At 59.9% G+C, this 20,373-nt stretch carries 19 protein-coding genes and 1 pseudogene; 4 read left to right on the top strand and 16 right to left on the bottom strand.

All coding sequences use genetic code 11. The features are described 5' to 3' along the window. Positions 1-50 precede the first annotated feature (50 nt). From LOY38_RS28525 to LOY38_RS28470, 12 genes are all read right to left on the bottom strand, one after another. Complete coding sequence (locus LOY38_RS28525) at positions 51-401, bottom strand: DUF6124 family protein (protein ID WP_258698073.1); 351 nt, start codon at positions 399-401, stop codon at positions 51-53. Between the two features lie 547 nt (positions 402-948). Then, on the bottom strand, positions 949-1,593 hold the full coding sequence (locus LOY38_RS28520) for a methionine ABC transporter permease (RefSeq protein WP_019581723.1): 645 nt from the start codon (positions 1,591-1,593) through the stop codon (positions 949-951). Next, positions 1,583-2,704: a methionine ABC transporter ATP-binding protein gene (locus LOY38_RS28515; protein ID WP_258698072.1), complete on the bottom strand. Its 1,122-nt coding sequence runs from the start codon at positions 2,702-2,704 to the stop codon at positions 1,583-1,585. The genes LOY38_RS28520 and LOY38_RS28515 overlap by 11 nt, the downstream gene beginning before the upstream one ends. Positions 2,705-2,706: 2 nt before the next feature. Then, the gene (locus LOY38_RS28510) at positions 2,707-3,516 is read right to left on the bottom strand and encodes a MetQ/NlpA family ABC transporter substrate-binding protein (protein ID WP_258698071.1); all 810 of its coding nucleotides are present in this window, start codon (positions 3,514-3,516) and stop codon (positions 2,707-2,709) included. A 128-nt stretch (positions 3,517-3,644) separates the two neighbouring features. Then, a complete protein-coding gene (locus LOY38_RS28505; RefSeq protein ID WP_258698070.1) occupies positions 3,645-4,997 on the bottom strand; it encodes an LLM class flavin-dependent oxidoreductase in 1,353 nt (450 codons plus the stop codon). Beyond that, on the bottom strand, positions 4,998-6,191 hold the full coding sequence (locus LOY38_RS28500) for an SfnB family sulfur acquisition oxidoreductase (RefSeq protein ID WP_258698069.1): 1,194 nt from the start codon (positions 6,189-6,191) through the stop codon (positions 4,998-5,000). It abuts the gene before it with no gap. A 38-nt stretch (positions 6,192-6,229) separates the two neighbouring features. Continuing rightward, positions 6,230-7,471 carry an SfnB family sulfur acquisition oxidoreductase gene (locus LOY38_RS28495; protein WP_258698068.1) on the bottom strand — a complete coding sequence of 414 codons (1,242 nt, stop codon included), beginning with the start codon at positions 7,469-7,471 and terminating at the stop codon, positions 6,230-6,232. Positions 7,472-7,875: 404 nt separating this feature from the next. Further along, a complete protein-coding gene (locus LOY38_RS28490) occupies positions 7,876-8,640 on the bottom strand; it encodes a hypothetical protein (RefSeq protein WP_258698067.1) in 765 nt (254 codons plus the stop codon). A 494-nt stretch (positions 8,641-9,134) separates the two neighbouring features. Further along, entirely contained in the window at positions 9,135-9,884 is a 750-nt protein-coding gene (gene tcyN, locus LOY38_RS28485) for an L-cystine ABC transporter ATP-binding protein TcyN (RefSeq protein ID WP_258698066.1), read from the bottom strand. A gap of 4 nt (positions 9,885-9,888) precedes the next feature. After that, positions 9,889-10,554, bottom strand: a complete 666-nt coding sequence (gene tcyL / locus LOY38_RS28480) for a cystine ABC transporter permease (RefSeq protein ID WP_258698065.1) — start codon at positions 10,552-10,554, stop codon at positions 9,889-9,891. Then, complete coding sequence (gene tcyJ, locus LOY38_RS28475; protein ID WP_258698064.1) at positions 10,554-11,348, bottom strand: cystine ABC transporter substrate-binding protein; 795 nt, start codon at positions 11,346-11,348, stop codon at positions 10,554-10,556. The genes tcyL and tcyJ overlap by 1 nt, the downstream gene beginning before the upstream one ends. Before the next feature lie 314 nt (positions 11,349-11,662). Next, positions 11,663-12,655: a D-cysteine desulfhydrase gene (locus LOY38_RS28470; RefSeq protein WP_258698063.1), complete on the bottom strand. Its 993-nt coding sequence runs from the start codon at positions 12,653-12,655 to the stop codon at positions 11,663-11,665. 190 nt (positions 12,656-12,845) lie between these two features. Between LOY38_RS28470 and epsC the strand changes: the two genes are divergently transcribed. Further along, positions 12,846-13,772 (top strand): serine O-acetyltransferase EpsC, encoded by a 927-nt coding sequence (epsC, locus tag LOY38_RS28465; protein ID WP_258698062.1) that lies wholly within the window; start codon positions 12,846-12,848, stop codon positions 13,770-13,772. A 424-nt stretch (positions 13,773-14,196) separates the two neighbouring features. Further along, entirely contained in the window at positions 14,197-16,152 is a 1,956-nt protein-coding gene (gene betT, locus LOY38_RS28460) for a choline transporter BetT (RefSeq protein ID WP_258700807.1), read from the top strand. Positions 16,153-16,179: 27 nt separating this feature from the next. Here betT and LOY38_RS28455 read toward each other — a convergent pair whose 3' ends face one another. Beyond that, entirely contained in the window at positions 16,180-16,311 is a 132-nt protein-coding gene (locus LOY38_RS28455) for a hypothetical protein (protein WP_258698061.1), read from the bottom strand. Positions 16,312-16,349: 38 nt separating this feature from the next. On the opposite strand from LOY38_RS28455, the pseudogene LOY38_RS28450 reads away from it, so the two are divergent. Continuing rightward, positions 16,350-16,526 (top strand): annotated as a pseudogene (locus LOY38_RS28450) (type II toxin-antitoxin system HicB family antitoxin); the annotation flags it as partial. 165 nt (positions 16,527-16,691) lie between these two features. After that, positions 16,692-17,729 carry an L-glyceraldehyde 3-phosphate reductase gene (mgrA, locus tag LOY38_RS28445; protein WP_258698060.1) on the top strand — a complete coding sequence of 346 codons (1,038 nt, stop codon included), beginning with the start codon at positions 16,692-16,694 and terminating at the stop codon, positions 17,727-17,729. Positions 17,730-17,852: 123 nt separating this feature from the next. On the opposite strand, the gene tauD is transcribed toward mgrA, so the two are convergent. The 3 genes from tauD to tauB are packed head-to-tail and all read right to left on the bottom strand — an operon-like array spanning position 17,853 to position 20,357. After that, on the bottom strand, positions 17,853-18,695 hold the full coding sequence (tauD, locus tag LOY38_RS28440) for a taurine dioxygenase (protein ID WP_258698059.1): 843 nt from the start codon (positions 18,693-18,695) through the stop codon (positions 17,853-17,855). A gap of 22 nt (positions 18,696-18,717) precedes the next feature. Continuing rightward, positions 18,718-19,566, bottom strand: coding sequence for a taurine ABC transporter permease TauC (gene tauC / locus LOY38_RS28435; protein WP_258698058.1), 849 nt, complete (start codon positions 19,564-19,566; stop codon positions 18,718-18,720). Then, positions 19,563-20,357: a taurine ABC transporter ATP-binding subunit gene (gene tauB, locus LOY38_RS28430; protein ID WP_258698057.1), complete on the bottom strand. Its 795-nt coding sequence runs from the start codon at positions 20,355-20,357 to the stop codon at positions 19,563-19,565. The genes tauC and tauB overlap by 4 nt, the downstream gene beginning before the upstream one ends. Positions 20,358-20,373 lie beyond the last annotated feature (16 nt).

Raw genomic sequence — 20,373 nt, 5'->3', positions numbered from 1 at the left:
AGCTTGCTCGCGATGGCGGTATCACTGACAACCAATGACTAAATCCAGACTCAACCCTGCTTCATCCCCAGACATTCAATGGACCGATCCACCATCGCCTTGGCAATCTCCAGCAAATGCCAGACGGAGAACACCATGGCACGGTCAGCCCCCTTGAGTTGATCGCCACACTGATACGCCGTGACCGAGGCGCAGCGCAGCAGATCCGCTACATAGAGCTGGGCGTCTTCGAAGCTCACGTCTTTGCTGACGTTGTAGAAGCGCAGTTCGTCGGGGGCCGAAGGCTGCTTGCCAGTGAGGTGGAAATCGATCGCACGGTAAAGCGCGGACCGGTCCTTGAGCAGTTCGTCGGCTTTGTTTGAGGATGTTTCGGGGGGCGGGTCGGGAACAGATTTTTCCATGGGTATTGCTCCTATTGCTTCATGGGAGCCATCACTTATCGCCTACTAAACGATTGGGTGGCGGCTGTACGCAGGTTAGTAGGCCGGTCAATAGGAAAACCGGTGCACCCGAAGGTGCCCCACGCACAGCCACCATATTTTGCATGCGGCAAAAATTGCCGGACATGATCATGGAATCGCTATGCGCCTATTGTTCCGGGCTACTAAACCCGATCACTGATGAGCAGTGACGGACCGAGACTAGCCACGGAATTTGGCAGGCGCAAGCGAGCGGAATGATCTAGGAAACGTCCTGCAAATGAAAGGGATCGGGCCTGCTGGCACTCTGATTTTCCTGTGCGAAATGTTCCCCGGAAGCTAGAGACAATACTTCTGGTGAGAGAGCTTTTCTGTGGCGAGGGAGCTTGCTCCCGCTGGGCTGCGCAGCAGACCCAAAAACCATTCAACGAGGAGTGTCAGATAAACCTCATCGAATGGTTTTGCGATTGCTGCGCAATCGAGCGGGAGCAAGCTCCCTCGCCACAAAGGCCCTTCAACCGCACCGCTCTCAGCGCTTGTTGAGACCCCGCGCCAACCGATCCCCACCCAACTGAATCACCGCCACTAACACCACCAGTAACACAATCACCGTCAACATGATCTGGCTATCAAACCGCTGATACCCATACCGGTAAGCAATGTCCCCCAAGCCACCGGCCCCAATCGCTCCAGCCATGGCCGACGAGTTGATCATCGTCACCAACGTAATCGTGAAACCACCGACAATCCCCGGCAGCGCTTCAGGCAGCAGCACATGCCAGACGATGTGCCAGCGTCGGCAGCCCATCGCCTGCGCCGCTTCAATTAAACCATGGTCGACTTCCCGCAAACTGACCTCGGCAATACGCGCAAAGAACGGTGTGGCCGCAATGGTCAGCGGCACCACGGCTGCCCAAACGCCATACGTGGTGCCGACGATCAGCCGGGTGAACGGAATCAACGCCACCATCAAAATCAGAAACGGAATCGAGCGGAACAGGTTCACGAACGCGCCCAGTGCGCGGTTCAGCGCTGGTGCTTCGTAGATCCCGCCCTTGGTGCTGGTGACCAGGATCACCGCCAGCGGAATGCCCGCCAGCAGCGCAATTAACGACGACACGCCGACCATCAGAAAGGTGTCGATGAAGCCTTGTAGCAACCGATCAAACCACATAACCCAGCACCTCTACCTGTTGCGCCCAGTTGCCAGCGCGCTGACGTAGTTCCTCGACGCCGAGGGACGAACCGGTCACCGCCAGCAGCAATTGCCCGAGCGCATGCCCCTGAATCCGTTCCACACCCCCTTGCAGCAAGCGCACGCGACCCCCGAGGGCGCTGAACAGCGCCGCTAGGTCTGGTTCGTCGTTGGCGCTGCCGTTGAATTGCAATCGCAGCACCACGGCGGCGTCCGAAGACTGCGGCTGTGGACGCAAGCGGCTTTGCAGTTCGTCCGGCAGGCCGTGTTGCAGCGGTGCGAGCAAGGTCTTGCTCACTTCATGCTGCGGGTTGCCGAAGACTTCCCAGACCGGCCCTTGCTCGACGATTCGCCCGTGTTCCAGCACCACGACCCGATCACAGATATCGCGGATCACCGCCATCTCGTGGGTGATCAGCACAATGGTCAGGCCCAGCCGTTGATTGATCTCGCGCAGCAGGCCGAGGATCGATTGGGTGGTCTCCGGGTCCAGCGCCGAAGTGGCTTCGTCACACAGCAGAATCTGCGGGTCATGTACCAGTGCGCGGGCGATGCCGACGCGCTGTTTCTGCCCGCCGGAAAGCTGCGCCGGGTAGGCTTTGTGTTTCTCTTTCAGGCCGACCAGTTCCAGCAGTTCGCGGACTTTGCGCTCGCGCTGCTCCTTGGGCACACCGGCGACTTTCAGCGGCAATTCGACGTTCTGCCAAACCGTTTTGGCCGACATCAAATTGAAGTGCTGGAAGATCATGCCGATCCGCCGCCGCAGCGCCACCAAGTGGTCTTCATCGAACTCGCCGATGTCCACCTGATCGATCAGCACCCGCCCGCTGCTCGGTTGTTCGAGGCGGTTGATGGTGCGGATCAGCGACGACTTGCCGGCACCGCTGCGACCGATGATGCCGAACACTTCGCCGCGCTGGATCGCCAGGTCGATGCCGTGCAAGGCCGCCACCGGACCTTGCTGGCCGTTGTAGGTTTTGCCCAGGCCGATGAAGCGCACATGAGCGCGGTTGAACTCCGGATGCAGTTCGGTCTGTTCAGCTTTATGAGGCTCTGGAATCTCCAGTCGCAGTCGGGTAGCGGCCGTCATGCTCAGCTTTCCCAACCGGCTTGATAGAGCTTGCCGTGGGTCTTATCCAGTGCCGCGCGAACGGCAGGCGAGTGCTGATAAATGTCGATGAATTTGATCAGCCGCGGGTCGGTTTTGCTTTTTGGCTGGATCACGAACTGGATCACGTATTCCTTGTGATCGAGACCGTCGAACAACAGGGCGGAGCCGGCATCGAAGGTCTTCGCCAGACGAATATAGGCCGGGTAACCCTGGACCAGATCGGCGTCGTCGTAGGCGCGCACCAGTTGCACGGCTTCGACCTGAAGGATTTTGATTTTCTTCGGGTTGGCGATGATGTCTTCTTCGGTGGCTTTGTAGCCGACGCCCGGTTTGAGGGTGATCAGCCCGGCCTTGGCCAGCAGTTGCAGGCCGCGACCGCTGTTGATCGGGTCGTTGGCGATGGCCACGCTGGCGCCTTCGGGTAACTCGGCGAAGCTTTTGTATTTTTTCGAGTAGAGGCCGACGTTGTTGATGATGCCCGGGGCGAACGGCACCAGGTCAAAACCGGCGGCGGCCTTGGCGTTTTCCAGGAACGGGATGTGCTGGAAATAGTTCACATCGATGTCGCCGGCGGCGAGGCTGACGTTGGGGGCGATCCAGTCGCTGAACTCCACCAGTTCGACTTTCAGGCCCTGTTTTTTTGCCTCCTCTACGGCTGCTTCCAGGGGAATGGCGAAGGCGGCGGTGGTGCCGATTTTCAGTGGTGCGTCGGCGGCGAAGGTGATGGAGCTGAAGAGGCCGAGGGCCAGGGCCAGTGCTTTGACTGGGTGGTTGAATAGTTTTTTGGTCATGATGAGTTTTCCAGTCAGTGCATTGAAATTTTGGTGTCTGTTCGGACCTCATCGCGGGCAAGCCCGCTCCCACAGTGTTCTCGGGTGTTCACACAATCCCTGTGGGAGCGGGCTTGCCCGCGATGCTTTTAGCGGCGAAAAGCCGATCCGGTGTGTTGCTCGGGCAAATGCGCTTCGCCGTGAAACAGCTTTTCCCGCAGGCTGCCGTTGTCGTAAGCGGTCTTGTACGACCCTCTGCGTTGCAACTCCGGAATCACCAGCTCAATGAAATCCACATAGCTTTCCGGCGTGACAATCCGCGTCAGATTGAAGCCATCCAGACCGGTTTCGGCGATCCAGGATTCGAGTTCGTCGGCCACCTGCTGCGGCGAGCCGAGCACGGTGATGTAGCGGCCACCGAGGGCGTGTTGTTCCAGCAATTTGCGGCGGGTCCAATCGTTGTTTTGCAGGTTCTTGGTGGCGGACTGGATGGCGTTGCTCTTCACGTACTGGATCGGTTCGTCGAGTTCGTACTCGGAAAAATCGATCCCGGTCGACGCCGAAAAGTGCGCCACACCGGCCTCGGCGCTGGCGTAGCTCAGGTACTCGGCGTGCTTGGCCCAGGCCAGCTCTTCTGTCTCACCGACGATCACGTTCAATCCCATGAACACCTTGATGTCCCAGGGATTGCGCCCGGCCTCGACGGCGCTGGCGCGAACCTTGTCCACCTGAACTTTGGTCGCCGGTTTGTTCTGGCCGCTGATGAACACGCACTCGGCATGCCGACCGGCGAACAGCAAACCGCGATCGGAACTGCCGGCCTGAAACAGCACCGGCGTGCGTTGCGGCGATGGCTCGCAGAGGTGATAACCCTCGACCTGATAGAACTCGCCCTTGTGCTCGACCTTATGCACCTTGTCTGGCTGGGCGTAGATCCGCTGTTCGCGGTCATTGAGCACCGCGCCGTTTTCCCAGCTGCCTTCCCAGAGTTTGTAGAGCACTTGCAGGTATTCATCGGCCTGGTCGTAGCGGCGGTCGTGCTCGACTTGCGCGCTCAGGCCCATGGCTTTGGCGGCACTGTCCAGATAACCGGTGACGATGTTCCAGCCGACCCGCCCACGGCTCAGATGATCGAGGGTCGACAGGCGCCGGGCGAACAGATACGGCGGTTCGTAGGTCAGGTTGGCGGTCAGGCCGAAGCCGAGGTTTTTGGTGACGGCGGCCATGGCCGAGACCAGCAGCAGCGGGTCGTTGACCGGCAACTGGATCGACTCTTTGAGCGGCACCTCCACCGAGTTCTGGTAGATGTCGTACACGCCGACGATGTCGGCGATGAACAGGCCATCGAACAGCCCGCGCTCGAGCAACTGCGCCAGTTCGGTCCAGTATTCGATGGTCTTGTACTGGGTCGACGTGTCCCGTGGATGGGTCCACAGGCCATGGTTGATGTGCCCGATGCAGTTCATGTTGAACGCGTTGAGCAGGATTTTCTTTTTGGACATTTAGATCGTCCCCCGCAGCGGCGGGTTTTCATCATTGAGGTAGTAATTGCCCACCGCGTGATACTTCCAGCGCACCGGGTCGTGCAGGGTGTGCACCCGGGCGTTGCGCCAGTGGCGATCCAGGCCGTGTTCGGCCAGGGTCGCCTGGCTGCCGGCCAGTTCGAACAGTGTGCTGCCGGCGGTGAGGGAAATTTCGGTGCTGATGGCCCGGGCTTCGGCGACGGCGATCGACGCGGCGGCGACGGTCTCGGCAGTGGTGTCGGCCTGGGCCTGGTCGAGGATTTCTCCAGAGCGTTCCAGCAGGGCTTCGGTGGCGTGCAGGCGAATAGCCAGGTGGCCGAAACTCTTGATGGTCAGCGGGTCTTCGGTGGCTTTTTCATGAGTGGCGTCGATCCACGGCCGGGTTTTGGTCCGCACGAAATGCAGCGCATCCTCATAAGCGGCGCGGGCGATGCCGGTGTCGATGGCGGCGTGTAGAATCTGCGCCAAAGGGCCGACGGTGGTCGGGCGTTCGAAAGCGCTTTGAAACGGGATTACGTCCTGGGCGGCGACGTAGACATCCTCGAACACCACCGAACCGCTGCCGGTGGTGCGCTGGCCGAAGCCGCCCCAGTCGTCGATCACCGTCAGGCCTTTGCTGTTGCGCGGGACGAACGCCAGTTGCTGCACACCGTTTTCGTCCACCGCTGACGTGGGGATGCGCTGGGCGTAAATCGCGCCAGTGGCGTAGAACTTGCGGCCGTTGATGCGGTAGCCGTCTCCATCGCGGGTCAGGCTGGTGACGCGGTCATGGGCGGTTTTGGTACCCAGCTCCGCGAGTGCATTGCCAAAGCGCTGACCGGCTAACACTTCTGCGTACAGGCGTTTTTTCTGCTCGTCAGTGCCGTTAACGCGCAGCACTTCGAGGGCGTAGAAATGGTTCTGTGGAATCTGTCCGAGGGAGCCGTCGGCCTGGGCGATCAACGCGATCACCTTGGCCAGGGTGACGTTGGAAACTCCGGCGCCGCCGTATTCTTTTGGCACGCTGATGCCCCAAAGACCCGAACGGGAAAACACTTCCAGTTCCGGGTATGGCAAACGACGTTCGCGGTCGCGCAGGGCGCTGTCGCGTTTGAAATCGTCGGCCAGGTCACTGGCGACGATCAGAGCTTGCTCATCGCTGGTGATGACCGCGACGTGGTGAGAAAGAGTCATGTGTTTCTCCAGAGATCTGGTCAAAAAGGTTCTGGTCGTCAGATCCAGGAATGGCGAGCCGGCAGAGTGCCGTTGAGGTGGTAAGCGCCGACGGCGTGATACTTCCAGCGCACCGGGTCGTGCAGCGTGTGCACCCGGGCGTTGCGCCAGTGGCGGTCGAGATTGAATTCGGCGAGGGTCGCGCGGCTGCCGGCCAGTTCGAAGAGTTTTTCGCTGGCCAGCAGCGAGATTTCGGTGGTCAGCACTTTGGCTTCCGCCACGGCAATCGAGGCGCGTGCCGCGGACTCGGCGGTGAGCGGCGCGGCGTTGACCTGATCCAGCACTTGCCCGGCCTTGCGCAGCAGCGCTTCGGCGGCGTGCAGTTCGATTTTCAGCTTGCCGATGTCGGCGATCACGTAGAGGTCGTCGCTGGCCCGTTCGACCTTGGCGTCGATCCATGGCCGTGCACGGGTTTTCACGAACTCGATGGCGTCATCGATGGCGCCCCGGGCGATGCCGGCGTCGATGGCCGCTTGAATCAGTTGCGACACGGCGCCCTGGGTATTCGGGCTGTCGTTGATCTTCCAGTTGTCCACCACCAGCTCGGCGTCGACCCGCACGTTATTGAGCAAAAGGGTGCCGCTGGCGGTGGTGCGCTGGCCGAAACCCGACCAGTCATCGACGATGCGCAGCCCCGGTGTGCCGCGACGAATGAAGGCCAGCACTTGCTTGCCGTCGTCGTTCAGCGCCTTGACGGCCACCCAGTGGGCGAACAGGGCGCCGGTGGAATAGAATTTCTGCCCGTTGATGACGAAGCCATCGCCGTCGGCGGTGATCCGCGCCTTGAGCTCCAGGGTGTTTTTGGTCCCGCGTTCTGGTCCCGCGTTACCAATTCGCCAGCCTTCGAGCACACTTTTGAACAGCTGTTTTTTCTGCGACTCGGTGGCGCTGCCGAGTATCAGGTTGAGAATCCCGAACTGGTTCTGCGGGATCTGCCCCAAGGCCGGGTCGGCCGCGGAAATGATCGCGAAGACTGAGGCTAAGGTGATGAATGAAACCTGCGGGCCACCGTACTCACGCGGAATGGCAATGCTGCCCAGGCCGCTGCGGGTGAACTGTTCGATTTCCGACCAGGGCAACTTGCGCTGCTGGTCACGTTTGGCGGCTTGCAGGCGGGCGATGTGCGCCAGCTCATGGGCAGCCTTGATGGCTTGTGCGTCGTTGCGCAAGACCTGCGCGGGCAACAACAAGGGGGCGATGTCCAGGTCACTCTGGACGATTGCATCTGCCAGACTGGACATCAGTGCCGCTCCTTGGCTGCACGCAATGCCCTGGCGATTTGCACTGGGGTGATTGTGTTCCGGACCATACCTACCTCACATCTCATGAAAGCGCCGCATGGGTTGCGGCGAATGAAAAACACGAATGTCCGGTGGTCCGGTGTATATACCCTAAACGCGTATAAATAATTAATGAACTAACTTTTAGGAATATGTATAGAAGGGTGATATCGCCCGGTTGGTCAGAGCCCCTGTGGCGAGGGAGCTTGCTCCCGTTCGGCTACGCAGCAGTCGCAAAACGGCCACCACGGTTCAATTACGAAAACGCGTGTACCGGGATTGGGGGCGCTTCGCACCCCAGCGGGAGCAAGCTCCCTCGCCACAAAAAGCCCTCATGTCACAACAAGAGTGTTGCTACAGGGTCTTCACTTCTTTCGGGGTTCAGCGGCTCTGAGCGCTTCTTTCGGCGGCACTTTCAGGTAGGGATTGGCACAGCCGATCTTCAGTGTGCGTGCCGGTGCCCAGCGCGAGTTGTTACCTACCCGGTCGAGGATGCAGTAGGTCACTTCCAGTCGAAGGTCCTCGCCGGCTTCGAGAATGATCGCCGGCGGCACCCAGACCTGAATCGGCTGACCCACATCGCACGCCTTGAGTTTGGGCAGGTCCATGCGTACATCGCCCCAGCGCAGGGTGATTTCGTCGTCGGTGGCCATGTTCAGGTACGGTTCGATGGTCAACGGCACGCCACGCTTGACCTGGTTTGGATTGACCCCCTGACGGCGAATGGTTTCGGGGATGAACACGGGCGCCAGGCTCTGGTTTTCCTCATCGCAACGGGGCGAGGACAGGCCGCCCGGGCAATCCAGTTTGATCTGGACGCGCGCCGCCGGCGATACCGCAGGCCCTTGCCCGACCTGCATGACCTTGTAATGGATGCGCGCAGAACCATTGGCAATGAAGCTCTCCGGCACTCGCAGGCTCACCGCTTTGCCGTCATGGTTGGCACCCAGCACGCTGGAGGCCACGTAGCAGTTGTTCCAGAACAGCTCGATCAGGTCGCCTTCGTCCATGCCGGGGTAGGGCGGCACGTCGATCATAAGATGAGCGGCCGAGGTGATGTTGATGCCGGCCTTGTGGCTTTGCGCCAGGGTCGGGGTCGCAAGTTCGGGTTTGTTCGAAGTACTTGTCATGGGGTTTCTCTCCTTGAAGCCTTGCCGTGAAGTCCGTTTCTGAAAGTTCGAAAGGCGTGAATTACCAGGCAACAAAACAATGCACTATTTGTGCGTTTTAATAATGATCGGGCGATAGCTGACGCCTGTTGGAGACTAGATAAGAGTGCGTTCGAATGGGTGTCAAGAGAGTTGCTCGGTTAAAGGTTGGTTCTTGAGTTATTCAGAAATCTCCTACGCAGTGTAGTTAATAAACCGCATTGCTCCGTCGAATTTAGTATGGTTTTTGATGGGTTTTACGCCTGAGAGGCAGCAAACCGTTGACGATGGATAGCGAAGGGGTTTATGAATTTTAGGCGTTGTGAATCTGTTGCAGGACATATATATGTACCGCATGGGATGGCGGGAAGTTATCTATGATTGGGGCGAATCAAGTAATCGTTGGCGGCTGCTCTCAGAGTGGAGTCAATGTCACTTCCGTCCATGGAAGTTGACAACTCTAGAGTGGGACAGCACTAAGCGTTATTAAGAAACTTGCTGAGAAACTGCTGGGTCCGTTCTTCTTTCGGATGGGCAAACAGCGCCTTGGCTTCGCCCTGTTCGACAATCACACCCTTGTCGAAAAACACCACCCGGTTGGCCACGTCCCGGGCAAAGCCCATTTCGTGAGTAACGATCACCATGGTGCGTTTCTCCTCGGCCAGGCCGCGGATGGTCGCCAACACTTCACCCACCAGTTCCGGGTCCAGGGCCGAGGTCGGTTCATCGAACAGGATCACTTCCGGTTCCATCGCCAGCGCCCGGGCAATCGCCACACGCTGTTGCTGACCGCCGGACAGGCGTCGCGGGTAAGCGTCTTCCTTGCCCGCCAGGCCGACCTTGGCCAACAGCTTTTTACCCAGGGCGACGGCTTCGGCGCGCGGGATTTTTTTCACCACCAACGGACCTTCAATGACGTTTTCCAGGGCGGTGCGATGGGGGAACAGGTTGAAGTTCTGGAACACGAAACCCACGTGCTGGCGCAAGCGCCGTACCAGGCTCTGCTGCTGGTTCAGGGGGCGGCTGCCATCGATCTCGATGTCGCCGACCTTGATCCGGCCGCTGGTGGGTTCTTCCAGAAAATTCAGGCACCGCAGGAAGGTGGTCTTGCCCGAGCCGCTGGGGCCGATGATCGCCACCACCTCGCCTTCCTTCACCTGCAGATCAATGCCGTTGAGCACCACTTGACCCTTGAACTGCTTTGTCAGTTTTTCCACGACAATCATTGGGTCAGGACTCCTGGTCGTGCCGATTGACCCGCGCTTCCAACTGGTTCTGGAAGTGCGACAGCACCGTTGCCAGAATCCAGTAGATCACCGCGGCGGCAAGATACATGGTGAAAATTTCGAAGGTACGGGCGGTGATCAGCTGCGCCTGGCGGAACAGCTCCGGCACCTGAATGGTGGCCGCCAGCGCAGTGTCCTTGACCAGCGAGATGAAGCTGTTGCCCAACGGTGGCAGGGCCGTGCGCATCGCTTGCGGCAGAATGGCCCGGCGCAAGGTTTGCGCGCGGGTCATGCCGATACTGGCAGCGGCTTCCCACTGGCCGCGTTCAATCGAACTGATCGCGGAACGGAGGGTTTCACAGGCATAAGCGGCCATGTTCAGCGAGAGGCCGATCAGGGCTGCCGGTATCGGATCCAGTTCGAGACCTAATTGCGGCAAGCCGAAATAGATCATGAACAGCTGCACCAGCAACGGCGTGCCGCGAAAGAACGACACGTAGATGCGGGCCAGCCAGCTCACCAGTTTGAGGCGCGACAGGCGCATCAACGCCAGGCCGAAGCCCAGCAGCAAGCCGAAGAACATGCCGCCCAGGCTGAGGATGACCGTAAAGTACACGCCCTTCAGCAGGAAGGGCACGGACTCCAGTACGAGTTGGAAAGCTGCTTCCATTATTTAGTGACGTCAGCGTTGAAGTATTTCTGCGAGATCTTGGCCAGGGTGCCGTCGGCGCGCAGTTTCTCGAGCGCTTTGTTCACCGCTGCCAGCAGTTCAGGCTCGCCTTTGCGCAGGGCAATACCGGATTCCTGACGGGAGAACGGTTCGCCGGCAACGGCGGTGTCCTTGGCTTTGGCGGTCAGTTCCAGGGCCGCCAGACGATCCACCAGAATCGCGTCGATGCGGCCTACGCGCAGGTCCTGATACTTGGTCGGATCATCGTCGTAGGTCTTGATGATGGCTTTCGGGACGTTGTCCTTGAGCCATTGTTCGTAGTTGGTGCCCAGGCCCACACCGACTTTTTTGCCAGCCAGATCGGCGACGGTCTTGATGGTGCCTTCGTTCTTTTTCAGCGTCAGGGCCTGAATGCCGGAGATGGTGTAGGGCTCGGAGAAGTCATACTTCTTCTTGCGCTCTTCGGAGATGGTGACCTGGTTGACCACCGCGTCCAGACGCTTGGATTCCAGGGCCGCGAGGAGGCCGTCCCATTTGGTCGGCTGCAGCTTGACCTTCACGCCCAGCTCTTTGGCCAGCGCCTCGGACAGCTCCACTTCGAAACCGGTCAGTTTGCCGTCGGCATCGACGAAACTGAACGGTGGATAAGTGCCTTCCAGACCGACGTTGATCACGCCCGCGTCCTTGATTTTTTGCAGTTGCTCACCGGCAACCGCTTGCCCCAACAGGCCGGCGCCGAGTGCCAGGCCCAGCGAGCCTACCAGCAGATTTCGACGTAGTGCGGAAAAATTCATGACAAGCCCCTGTGTTTTCTTATGAAAGACGCTTAAGGAAAGTTGGCAAATTCGGGATTTGAACGACTGCATTATCCTGCCCTAAAGCAGCCTATGCGTCTCGCTGCAAATTCGCCTGCGGCGTGACTATATGATGTGACCTTTAGATTGGAAAATACTGAATATTATGTTTGTTACTCTTTTTTGAGATATGTGGCGCCTTCGAAAAGATCGCAGCCTGCGGTAGCTCCAAGGATCATGCACGCCGCGAATTTCGGGTTAACGCCGATCCCTGTAGGAGCTGCCGCAGGCTGCGATCTTTCGATCTTTGATGCTTACAAAAAGCTTGTGTAGCCAAACAACGTCGGTGCCCCGCCGGTGTGCAGGAAGATGATCGGGCCGTCATCGAAGCGCTGGCGACCGATACCGTCGAGCAAACCGGCCATGGCCTTGCCGGTATACACCGGATCCAGCAACAACCCTTCCTGACTCGCCAACAGCTTCACCGCCGCCAGTGTCCCGGCATTCGGCTCGCCGTAACGCGGGCCGAAATACTCGTCCCACAGTTCAATTTTGAAACTCGCCGGCAGGCTCACGCCCAACAGCTCTGCGGTGTGCTCGGCGAGGCCCTGGACATTCGGTCGTTGAGCTTCATCGCTTCGGGAAACGGTCACGCCGATGACTGGCAAATCCGGCAGTACTTCGCTCAATGCCAGCGCCAGGCCGCTGTGGGTACCGGCACTGCCGGACGCCAGGACCACCGCGGCGAATTGCAGCCCGGTGTCCTTGATCTGTTCGGCCAGTTCCAGGCCTGCACGGACATAACCCAAAGCGCCCACTGCATTGGAGCCACCAATCGGCACCAGATACGGCTTTTTACCGTTGCTGCGCAGACGTGCGGCCAATGCTTGCAATTGCTCGTCAGCATTGTCGAGGTTTTCCACCAACTCGACCTTGGCATCGAACAGGTCCAGCAACAGCCGATTGCCGTTGCCGACATAGTTGCTGTCGTCGGTGCCGAGAGGGTTTTCCAGCAGCGCCACGCAGCCCAGGCCAAGCTTGGCTGCAATGGCGGCGGTCTGGCGCACGTGGTTGGACTGGATCGCGCCAGCAGTGATCAATGTATCGGCACCCTGGGCCAGGGCATCGGCGGCCAGGTATTCGAGTTTGCGCAGCTTGTTGCCACCCAGTGCCAATGGCGTCAGGTCATCGCGTTTGACATACACATCGCGGCCCAACCAGGTCGACAGGCGCTCGAGTTTTTCCAGGGGGGTAGGGCGGCCGAGCAGATCGAGGCGGTTAAAACGGGCAAGCTGATGTTTGATCATGGGTCCGTACTGGCGGAGGAAGATGTCCGGACTATAGGTACGGGTATTTAGCGGGGCAACTGCCAATCGCTTATAGCCAAAAGTGTTGACGACAGCACTATTGGTTCTTAATTCGCTTGCAAGCCGTTGCCGTAAAGTAATCGCCGTTAACGTGGCCAGACAGTCCGGCCGCCCATGAGGAGTTTTTACCGTGAGTGAGCGTTCCAGCCATTGGCAATTGCAGACCATCGTCAGCCAACTGCGTACGGCGCGCGACCAGTGGCGCGCACAAAACGGCCGCGCCAGCGGCGAGCAGGGCGGTCGCGAGTTGCCATCCCGAGCGGCCATGGCGGACATTCTCGAAGCCTTGTGCGGTGCGCTGTTCCCGATGCGCCTGGGCCCGGTGGATTTGCGCGAGGAGAGTGAAGACTTCTACGTTGGCCACACGCTCGACGTGGCACTGAACGCGTTGCTCGCTCAGGCGCGGCTCGAACTGCGTTATGCCGCGCGCCACAGTGCCCAGGCCGACACTGAAGTCGAGGCCAAAACCATTCAGATCATTCAGGAATTCGCCCTCGCTTTGCCGGGGCTGCGCAGCCTGTTGGACACCGACGTGCTGGCGGCCTATCACGGCGACCCGGCGGCTCGCAGTGTCGATGAAGTGTTGCTCTGCTACCCGGGGATTCTGGCGGTGATTCACCATCGCCTGGCCCATCATTTGTATCGCGCCGGGCTGCCGATGCTGGCGCGGATCAGCGCGGAAATCGCCCACTCGGCCACCGGCATCGACATCCATCCGGGGGCGCAGATCGGTCGCAGTTTCTTCATCGATCACGGGACCGGCGTGGTGATCGGCGAGACCGCGATCATTGGCGAGCGCGTGCGGATTTATCAGGCAGTGACCCTGGGCGCCAAGCGCTTCCCGTCGGACGAAGACGGCCAGTTGCAGAAGGGCCATCCGCGGCATCCGATCGTCGAGGACGATGTGGTGATCTATGCCGGCGCGACGATTCTGGGGCGGATCACCATCGGCAAGGGCTCGACCATCGGCGGCAACGTCTGGCTGACCCGCAGCGTGCCGGCGGGGTGCAACCTGACCCAGGCGAATCTGCAGCATGATGATGGGACGCAGAAGTAGGGTCAAAAATTTCCAGTGGTCTTTCTGACGCCATCGCGGGCAAGCCACGCTCCCACAGGTTTTGTGTCGAACGGTAATTCCGTGAACAACCCAAAACCTGTGGGAGCGGGCTTGCCCGCGATGATTTCAGGTCAGGCCGAAATAATGGCATTTAGCAAATTTCCCGCCGAACGAATCCCGCAAACCCCGCGTCATACCCTCCCTTGAGCTAGCGTACAAAACGCACCGCCGAACCCTGCGACTAGTCCTTAGCCCCCTATCCATGTTTAACTTGAACGCTCATTCAAGTTAAACCACCGGTTTGCTGCCCGCTCACAACAGGAGGCTTGCCTTTGCCGAGTCCGTTATTGATTGCCCTGTTTCACCCCCTTGAGGTGCACCTTTCATGAGTGCATCGTCCACCCCCGCAAGCGGCCAGGTCCGCATGAATCCGCCGGTTTTTTATTTCGCGGCGACCTTCATTCTGTTGTTCGCCGTTGTCGTCATGGCGATGCCCGAGCAGGCCGGTACCTGGTTGTTGCAAGCGCAAAACTGGGCGGCCAACACGGTCGGCTGGTACTACATGCTCGCGATGACGCTGTATCTGGTCTTTGTGGTGGTCACCGCCTTGTCTGGCTACGGCAAGATCAAGCTCGGTGCCGACCACGACGAGCCCGAATTCAGCTACCTGTCCTGGGCCGGCATGCTGTTCGCCGCCGGGATCAGCATCACGCTGTTTTTCTTTTGCGTGTCCGAACCGCTGACGCACTTGGCGCAACCGCCGCAAGGCGAGGCTGGCACGGCGGATGCGGCGCGTCAGGCGATGCAGATTCTGTTTCTGCACTGGGGCCTGCACGGTTGGGGCGTGTTCGCGTTCGTCGGCATGGCGCTGGCCTATTTCGCCTATCGGCATAACCTGCCGCTGGCCCTGCGTTCGGCGCTGTACCCGCTGATCGGCAAGCGCATCAACGGCCCCATCGGTTACGCCGTGGATGGTTTCGGCATCATCGCCACGGTATTCGGCCTCGGCGCCGATATGGGTTTTGGCGTATTGCACCTCAACTCCGGCCTGGACTACCTGTTCGGCATCGCCCACACCCAGTGGATTCAGGTCGGCCTGATCACGCTGATGATGGGCGCGGCGATCATTGTGGCGGTGTCCGGGGTCGATAAAGGCGTGCGGGTGATGTCCGACATCAACATGCTGCTGGCCTGTGCGCTGCTGCTGTTCGTGTTGTTCGCCGGCCCCACCCAGCACTTGCTCAATACGCTGATCCAGAACCTCGGCGACTACCTCGGCGCCTTGCCGATGAAGAGTTTCGATCTCTACGCCTACGATAAACCCAGCGACTGGCTGGGCGGCTGGACGGTGTTCTATTGGGCCTGGTGGATTGCATGGTCGCCGTTCGTGGGCCTGTTCATCGCGCGGATTTCCCGTGGCCGGACCATTCGCGAATTCGTCTTCGGCGTGCTGCTGATCCCGCTCGGTTTCACCCTGGCGTGGATGTCGATCTTTGGCAACAGCGCCATCGACCAAGTCCTCAACCACGGCATGAGCGCGCTCGGCATGTCGGCCATCGATAACCCATCGATGACCCTGTACCTGCTACTGGAAACCTACCCATGGAGCAAAACCGTGATCGCGGTCACGGTGTTCATCAGCTTCGTATTCTTCGTGACCTCCGCCGACTCCGGCACCGTGGTGCTGTCGACCTTGTCTGCCAAGGGTGGCAACCCGGATGAAGACGGACCGAAATGGCTGCGGGTGTTCTGGGGCGCGATGACGGCACTGGTGACCAGCGCGCTGTTGTTCTCCGGCAGCATCGATGCCTTGAAGTCAGCGGTGGTACTGACGTCGTTGCCGTTTTCGATGATTTTGCTGCTGATGATGTGGGGGCTGCACAAGGCGTTTTATCTGGAGTCGCAGAAGCAGATCGCGCAACTGCATTCCCTCGCACCGGTGTCCGGATCACGGCGCGGCGGTTGGCGGCAACGTTTGAGTCAGGCGGTGCATTTCCCGTCTCGTGATGAGGTCTATCGCTTCCTCGATAGCACGGTGCGTCCGGCCATTGAGGACGTGACCGCAGTGTTCGTCGAGAAGGGTCTGCACGTGGTCGCTCAGCCTGATCCGGCCAATGACAACGTCAGCCTGGAAATCGGTCACGGCGAACTGCATCCGTTCATCTATCAGGTGCAGATGCGCGGTTACTTCACGCCGTCCTTCGCCCGTGGCGGCATGGGTTCCAAGCGACTCAACAATCGCCGTTACCACCGCGCCGAAGTGCATTTGAGAGAGGGCAGTCAGGATTACGATCTGGTGGGCTACACCAAGGAGCAGGTCATCAACGACATCCTCGACCAGTACGAACGGCACATGCAGTTTTTGCATCTGGTGCGTTGATGGAGGAGGGTTGGCGCTGACGTCTTGTCAGGCGTCAGGGCTCAACACCATGAACAACACCAGCGCCGCCACCGGCACGCCGAACACCGCGCTACCCACCACCAGTTCCGTGCTCAACGGCTGGCCGGCGTTGACCATGCCGACCGCGCCGTTGATCAAGGTCAACGCCAGCCATAGCACGACAAAGCTGTAGGCCAGTGTGTGGGGGGGGCGACTTCGATATCACGCCGTACTTCGGCAAGTCGGTGCGCTTCAATGCCACGCTCCCTGAGCAATTGCTTGAGCGTATCGACCAGACGGTCAGACGAGATCAGCGATACAGCTCAAGATCTGGTTTTTTGGCGGCTGCCGCGTTGCGTGAGTTGTCGGCGTAAACGTTGGGAGTAGGTATCGGTTCTATACGGTGGGTCAGATTTAATAATCTGTGAAACGTTTCAGCATTTTCTCGAGTCCGAGGTTTATCGGCGTTTGTCCGGGCGTATGCTGGGCAACTTGCAAAGCAGTCGATACCACATTCAAGACAGACAAGAGAGGATTCGATGACCTACACCGCAGCCGAAAACCGCTACGATTCCATCCCTTACCGCCGTGTAGGCCGCAGCGGGTTGGTGCTACCGGCGCTGTCCCTGGGCTTGTGGCACAACTTCGGCGACAGCACGCCGATCGATACCCAGCGCTCGTTGCTGCGCACGGCATTCGATCTGGGCATCAACCATTTCGACCTGGCCAACAACTACGGCCCGCCGTATGGCAGCGCCGAAATCAACTTCGGTCGTTTGTTGCGTGAAGACTTCAAGCAGTACCGCGATGAGTTGATCATCTCCAGCAAGGCCGGTTGGGATATGTGGGCCGGTCCTTACGGTCAGGGCGGTGGTTCGCGCAAATACGTGCTGGCCAGCCTCGATCAGAGCCTGCAACGCCTGGGCCTCGACTACGTAGACATCTTCTATTCCCACCGCTTCGACCCGGACACGCCGCTGGAAGAAACCGCCAGCGCACTGGCCACCGCCGTGCAGCAGGGCAAGGCGCTGTATATCGGTATCTCGTCCTATTCCGGGGTGAAAACCCGTGAAATCGCCGGGTTGCTGAAAGAGTGGAAAGTCCCGCTGTTGATCCACCAACCGGCCTACAACCTGCTCAATCGCTGGGTGGAAAAAGACCTGCTGGACACCACCGATGAACTCGGCACCGGCGTGATCGCCTTCACGCCCTTGGCTCAGGGGCTGTTGACCGACAAGTACCTCAATGGCGTGCCAGCGGACGCGCGGGTCAATCGTCCGGGCGGTGGTTCGTTGCAGGCGTCGCACCTGTCCGAAGCCAACATCGCCCATGTGCGGGCGCTCAATGAAATCGCCAAGCGCCGCGGTCAGAGCCTGGCGCAACTGGCGCTGGCCTGGACCCTGCGCGACTCACGGGTGACCTCGGCGCTGATTGGCGCGAGCCGGCCGGAGCAGATTATCGAAAACGTCGGGGCGTTGAAGAACCTGAGTTTTAGCGTGGAAGAGTTGGCGGAGATTGATCGGTTTGCCCAAGAGGGTGGGATCAATCTTTGGGAGAAGCCTTCGACGGCTGAGTAACTCCGTACTGATCGTTCCCACGCTCCGCGTGGGAATGCAGCCCGGGACGCTCCGCGTCCCATCCAGAGCCGAACGCAGAGCGTCCGTTGAGGCATTCCCACGCGGAGCGTGGGAACGATCGGATCAGCGAAAAAACGGCACATCCCCCAACACCGTCGCCCGCTGCATCACCCGCCGCGCCGGGCGGTAATCATCGACCGCGTGGTGCTGGGTCACGCGGTTGTCCCAAAACGCGATGTCGTCTTTCTGCCAGCGCCAGCGGATGGTGAACTCTGGCCGTGTGGAGTGGGCGAACAAGAATTTCAGAATCACTTCGCTTTCCGTCTCCGAAAGCTCATTGATCTTCGACGTGAACCCTTCATTGACGAACAACGACCGGCGCCCGCTTACCGGATGGGTACGAATCACCGGGTGCGACAGCGGTGGGTTCTTGCGTCGGGCTTCTTCCCACTGAACCAAGGCTTCTGGTGTATTGTCATAGCGCTCCAGCGGGAACGAGCGGGTGAAATCGTGAGTGGCGGTCAGCCCTTCGAGCAAGGTTTTCATCGGTGCGGACAGTGCTTCATACGCCGCAATACCACTGGCCCACAGCGTGTCGCCGCCAAATTCCGGCAGCAGTTTGGCGCTGAGCACCGCGCCCATGGCCGGGGTCGGCAGGAAGGTCACGTCGGTGTGCCAAATCGCGTTGTCTCGCACGTCGGTGACAGCGGTGTCGAGGATCAGCACTTCCGGCTGCTCCGGCACGTTCGGGTAGATCGGGTGAATGTGCAGGTCGCCGAAATAGGCGGCGAATCGCGCTTGCTGTTGCGGCTCGATCGGCTGGTCGCGGAAGAACAGCACTTGATGTTTGAGCAGCGCTTGTTCGATGGCGTCGCGTTGCTCAACGTTCAGCGGCTGGCTGATATCGATGCCGCTGATTTGCGCGCCGAGGGCGGAGCTTAAAGGGACAATGGTCGGGTGGCTCATGATGGTTCTCTTCAAAAAAGGCTTAGTGAGCCTGGCCGTGCCATGGCACCAGTTTGCGTTGCAGCGCGCGCAGGCCCATTTCCATGGCGAAGGCGATCAGCGCGATCACCAGAATCCCCAGCACCACCACATCGGTGACCAGGAACTGCGCGGCCGACTGCACCATGAACCCCAAACCGCTGGTGGCGGCGATCAACTCGGCAGCCACCAGCGTCGACCAACCCACACCCAGACCAATGCGCACGCCGGTCAAAATGTCCGGCAGGGCACTGGGCAGAATCACATGGCGAATCAACTGTGCCCGAGTCGCGCCCAGCGACTGCGCGGCGCGCAATTTGGCCGGGTCGACGGTGCGCACGCCGGTGGCGGTGGCGATGGCGATCGGGGCGAAGATCGCCAGGTAAATCAGCAAGACTTTCGACAACTCACCGATGCCACACCAGATCACGATCAGTGGCAGATAAGCCAAGGGCGGGATCGGGCGATAGAACTCGATCAGCGGATCGAGAATGCCGCGAGCGATGCGGTTGTGGCCGATGGCAATGCCTACCGGCACGGCGGTCAGCACCGCAAAGCCCAGGCCCAGGCCGATACGGCTGAGGCTCGCGCCCAAGTGCTGCCACAAGGTCGAATCCATGTAGCCGGTGGTTATCAGTAGCCAGCCTTTTTGCAGCACGGCGGACGGCGGCGGCAGGAACAGCGGTTCGATCAAACCTGTGGCCGTGACGGCCCACCAAATGGTAACGAGGGCGACCAACGTCAGTACGCTGATCCAGCGCGTGTTCAAACTGCGACGCAGCGCAATTACCGCCGAGCTCTTCACCTTTGAGCCTGGTTTCACCGTGGCGGCGGGAACTTCATAAGTGCTCATGCGCGCTCCTGCCGCTGGACGGCGCTGCGTTGGGAGAACACTTTGGCGAGCACGTGTTCGCGGGTTTCGATAAAGCGCGGGTCGGATTTGATCGCCCGCGCCGATTCGCCGGTAGCGTAACGCTGACCGAAATCCAGGCTCAGACGCTCGACGATTTGCCCGGGGTTGGGCGCCAACAGAATCAGGTCGGTGGCGAGGAACACTGCTTCTTCAATGTCGTGGGTAATCAGGAACACTGGTTTGGCGGTGCGCTGCCAGACTTGCAGCAACAGCTCCTGCATCTGTTCACGGGTGAAGGCGTCAAGGGCGCCGAAGGGTTCGTCCATCAGCAACACCCGAGGGTCGGCGGCGAGGGCGCGAGCCAGGCCGACACGTTGTTTCTGCCCGCCCGAGAGTTGCCAGATCCGGCGGTTTTCGAAACCGCAAAGGTCCACCAGCGCGAGCATTTCCCGGGCGCGCTGTTCACGTTTTTCCCGCGAAGTGCCGGCCAGTTCCAGGCCGAAACCGACGTTGGCCAGCACGTCCTGCCAGGGCAGCAGGGCGTCGTCCTGGAACACCACGCCGCGCTCGGCGCTCGGGCCTTTGACCGGCACGCCGTCAAGGGTGATGCGCCCGGCGCTGGGCTCGACGAAACCGGCAATCAGGTTCAACAGCGAGGTCTTGCCACTGCCGGACGGGCCGAGGGCGACCAGCAACTGCTGGGGCCCAAGGCTCAGGGAAATATCCGCCAGCACCGGTTCCGCTGCGCCTGGGTACTGTGCGCTGATGCGTTCCAGCTGTAGCAAAGCCATCGCGGTTAACTCCCGA

This window comes from Pseudomonas sp. B21-015 (assembly GCF_024749285.1).
In the GTDB taxonomy this organism is placed as follows: domain Bacteria; phylum Pseudomonadota; class Gammaproteobacteria; order Pseudomonadales; family Pseudomonadaceae; genus Aquipseudomonas.
Note: the sequence above shows the minus strand (reverse complement) of the source record. Positions and strands in the feature narration are given on the sequence as shown.

What these genes read in the sequence shown, in the direction of transcription:
- LOY38_RS28525 (WP_258698073.1), bottom strand. Translation starts at nt 401, where the DNA reads ATGGAAAAATCTGTTCCCGACCCGCCCCCCGAAACATCCTCAAACAAA.
- LOY38_RS28520 (WP_019581723.1), bottom strand. Translation starts at nt 1,593, where the DNA reads ATGTGGTTTGATCGGTTGCTACAAGGCTTCATCGACACCTTTCTGATG.
- LOY38_RS28515 (WP_258698072.1), bottom strand. Translation starts at nt 2,704, where the DNA reads ATGACGGCCGCTACCCGACTGCGACTGGAGATTCCAGAGCCTCATAAA.
- LOY38_RS28510 (WP_258698071.1), bottom strand. Translation starts at nt 3,516, where the DNA reads ATGACCAAAAAACTATTCAACCACCCAGTCAAAGCACTGGCCCTGGCC.
- LOY38_RS28505 (WP_258698070.1), bottom strand. Translation starts at nt 4,997, where the DNA reads ATGTCCAAAAAGAAAATCCTGCTCAACGCGTTCAACATGAACTGCATC.
- LOY38_RS28500 (WP_258698069.1), bottom strand. Translation starts at nt 6,191, where the DNA reads ATGACTCTTTCTCACCACGTCGCGGTCATCACCAGCGATGAGCAAGCT.
- LOY38_RS28495 (WP_258698068.1), bottom strand. Translation starts at nt 7,471, where the DNA reads ATGTCCAGTCTGGCAGATGCAATCGTCCAGAGTGACCTGGACATCGCC.
- LOY38_RS28490 (WP_258698067.1), bottom strand. Translation starts at nt 8,640, where the DNA reads ATGACAAGTACTTCGAACAAACCCGAACTTGCGACCCCGACCCTGGCG.
- tcyN (WP_258698066.1), bottom strand. Translation starts at nt 9,884, where the DNA reads ATGATTGTCGTGGAAAAACTGACAAAGCAGTTCAAGGGTCAAGTGGTG.
- tcyL (WP_258698065.1), bottom strand. Translation starts at nt 10,554, where the DNA reads ATGGAAGCAGCTTTCCAACTCGTACTGGAGTCCGTGCCCTTCCTGCTG.
- tcyJ (WP_258698064.1), bottom strand. Translation starts at nt 11,348, where the DNA reads ATGAATTTTTCCGCACTACGTCGAAATCTGCTGGTAGGCTCGCTGGGC.
- LOY38_RS28470 (WP_258698063.1), bottom strand. Translation starts at nt 12,655, where the DNA reads ATGATCAAACATCAGCTTGCCCGTTTTAACCGCCTCGATCTGCTCGGC.
- betT (WP_258700807.1), top strand. Translation starts at nt 14,197, where the DNA reads ATGAATCCGCCGGTTTTTTATTTCGCGGCGACCTTCATTCTGTTGTTC.
- mgrA (WP_258698060.1), top strand. Translation starts at nt 16,692, where the DNA reads ATGACCTACACCGCAGCCGAAAACCGCTACGATTCCATCCCTTACCGC.
- tauD (WP_258698059.1), bottom strand. Translation starts at nt 18,695, where the DNA reads ATGAGCCACCCGACCATTGTCCCTTTAAGCTCCGCCCTCGGCGCGCAA.
- tauC (WP_258698058.1), bottom strand. Translation starts at nt 19,566, where the DNA reads ATGAGCACTTATGAAGTTCCCGCCGCCACGGTGAAACCAGGCTCAAAG.
- tauB (WP_258698057.1), bottom strand. Translation starts at nt 20,357, where the DNA reads ATGGCTTTGCTACAGCTGGAACGCATCAGCGCACAGTACCCAGGCGCA.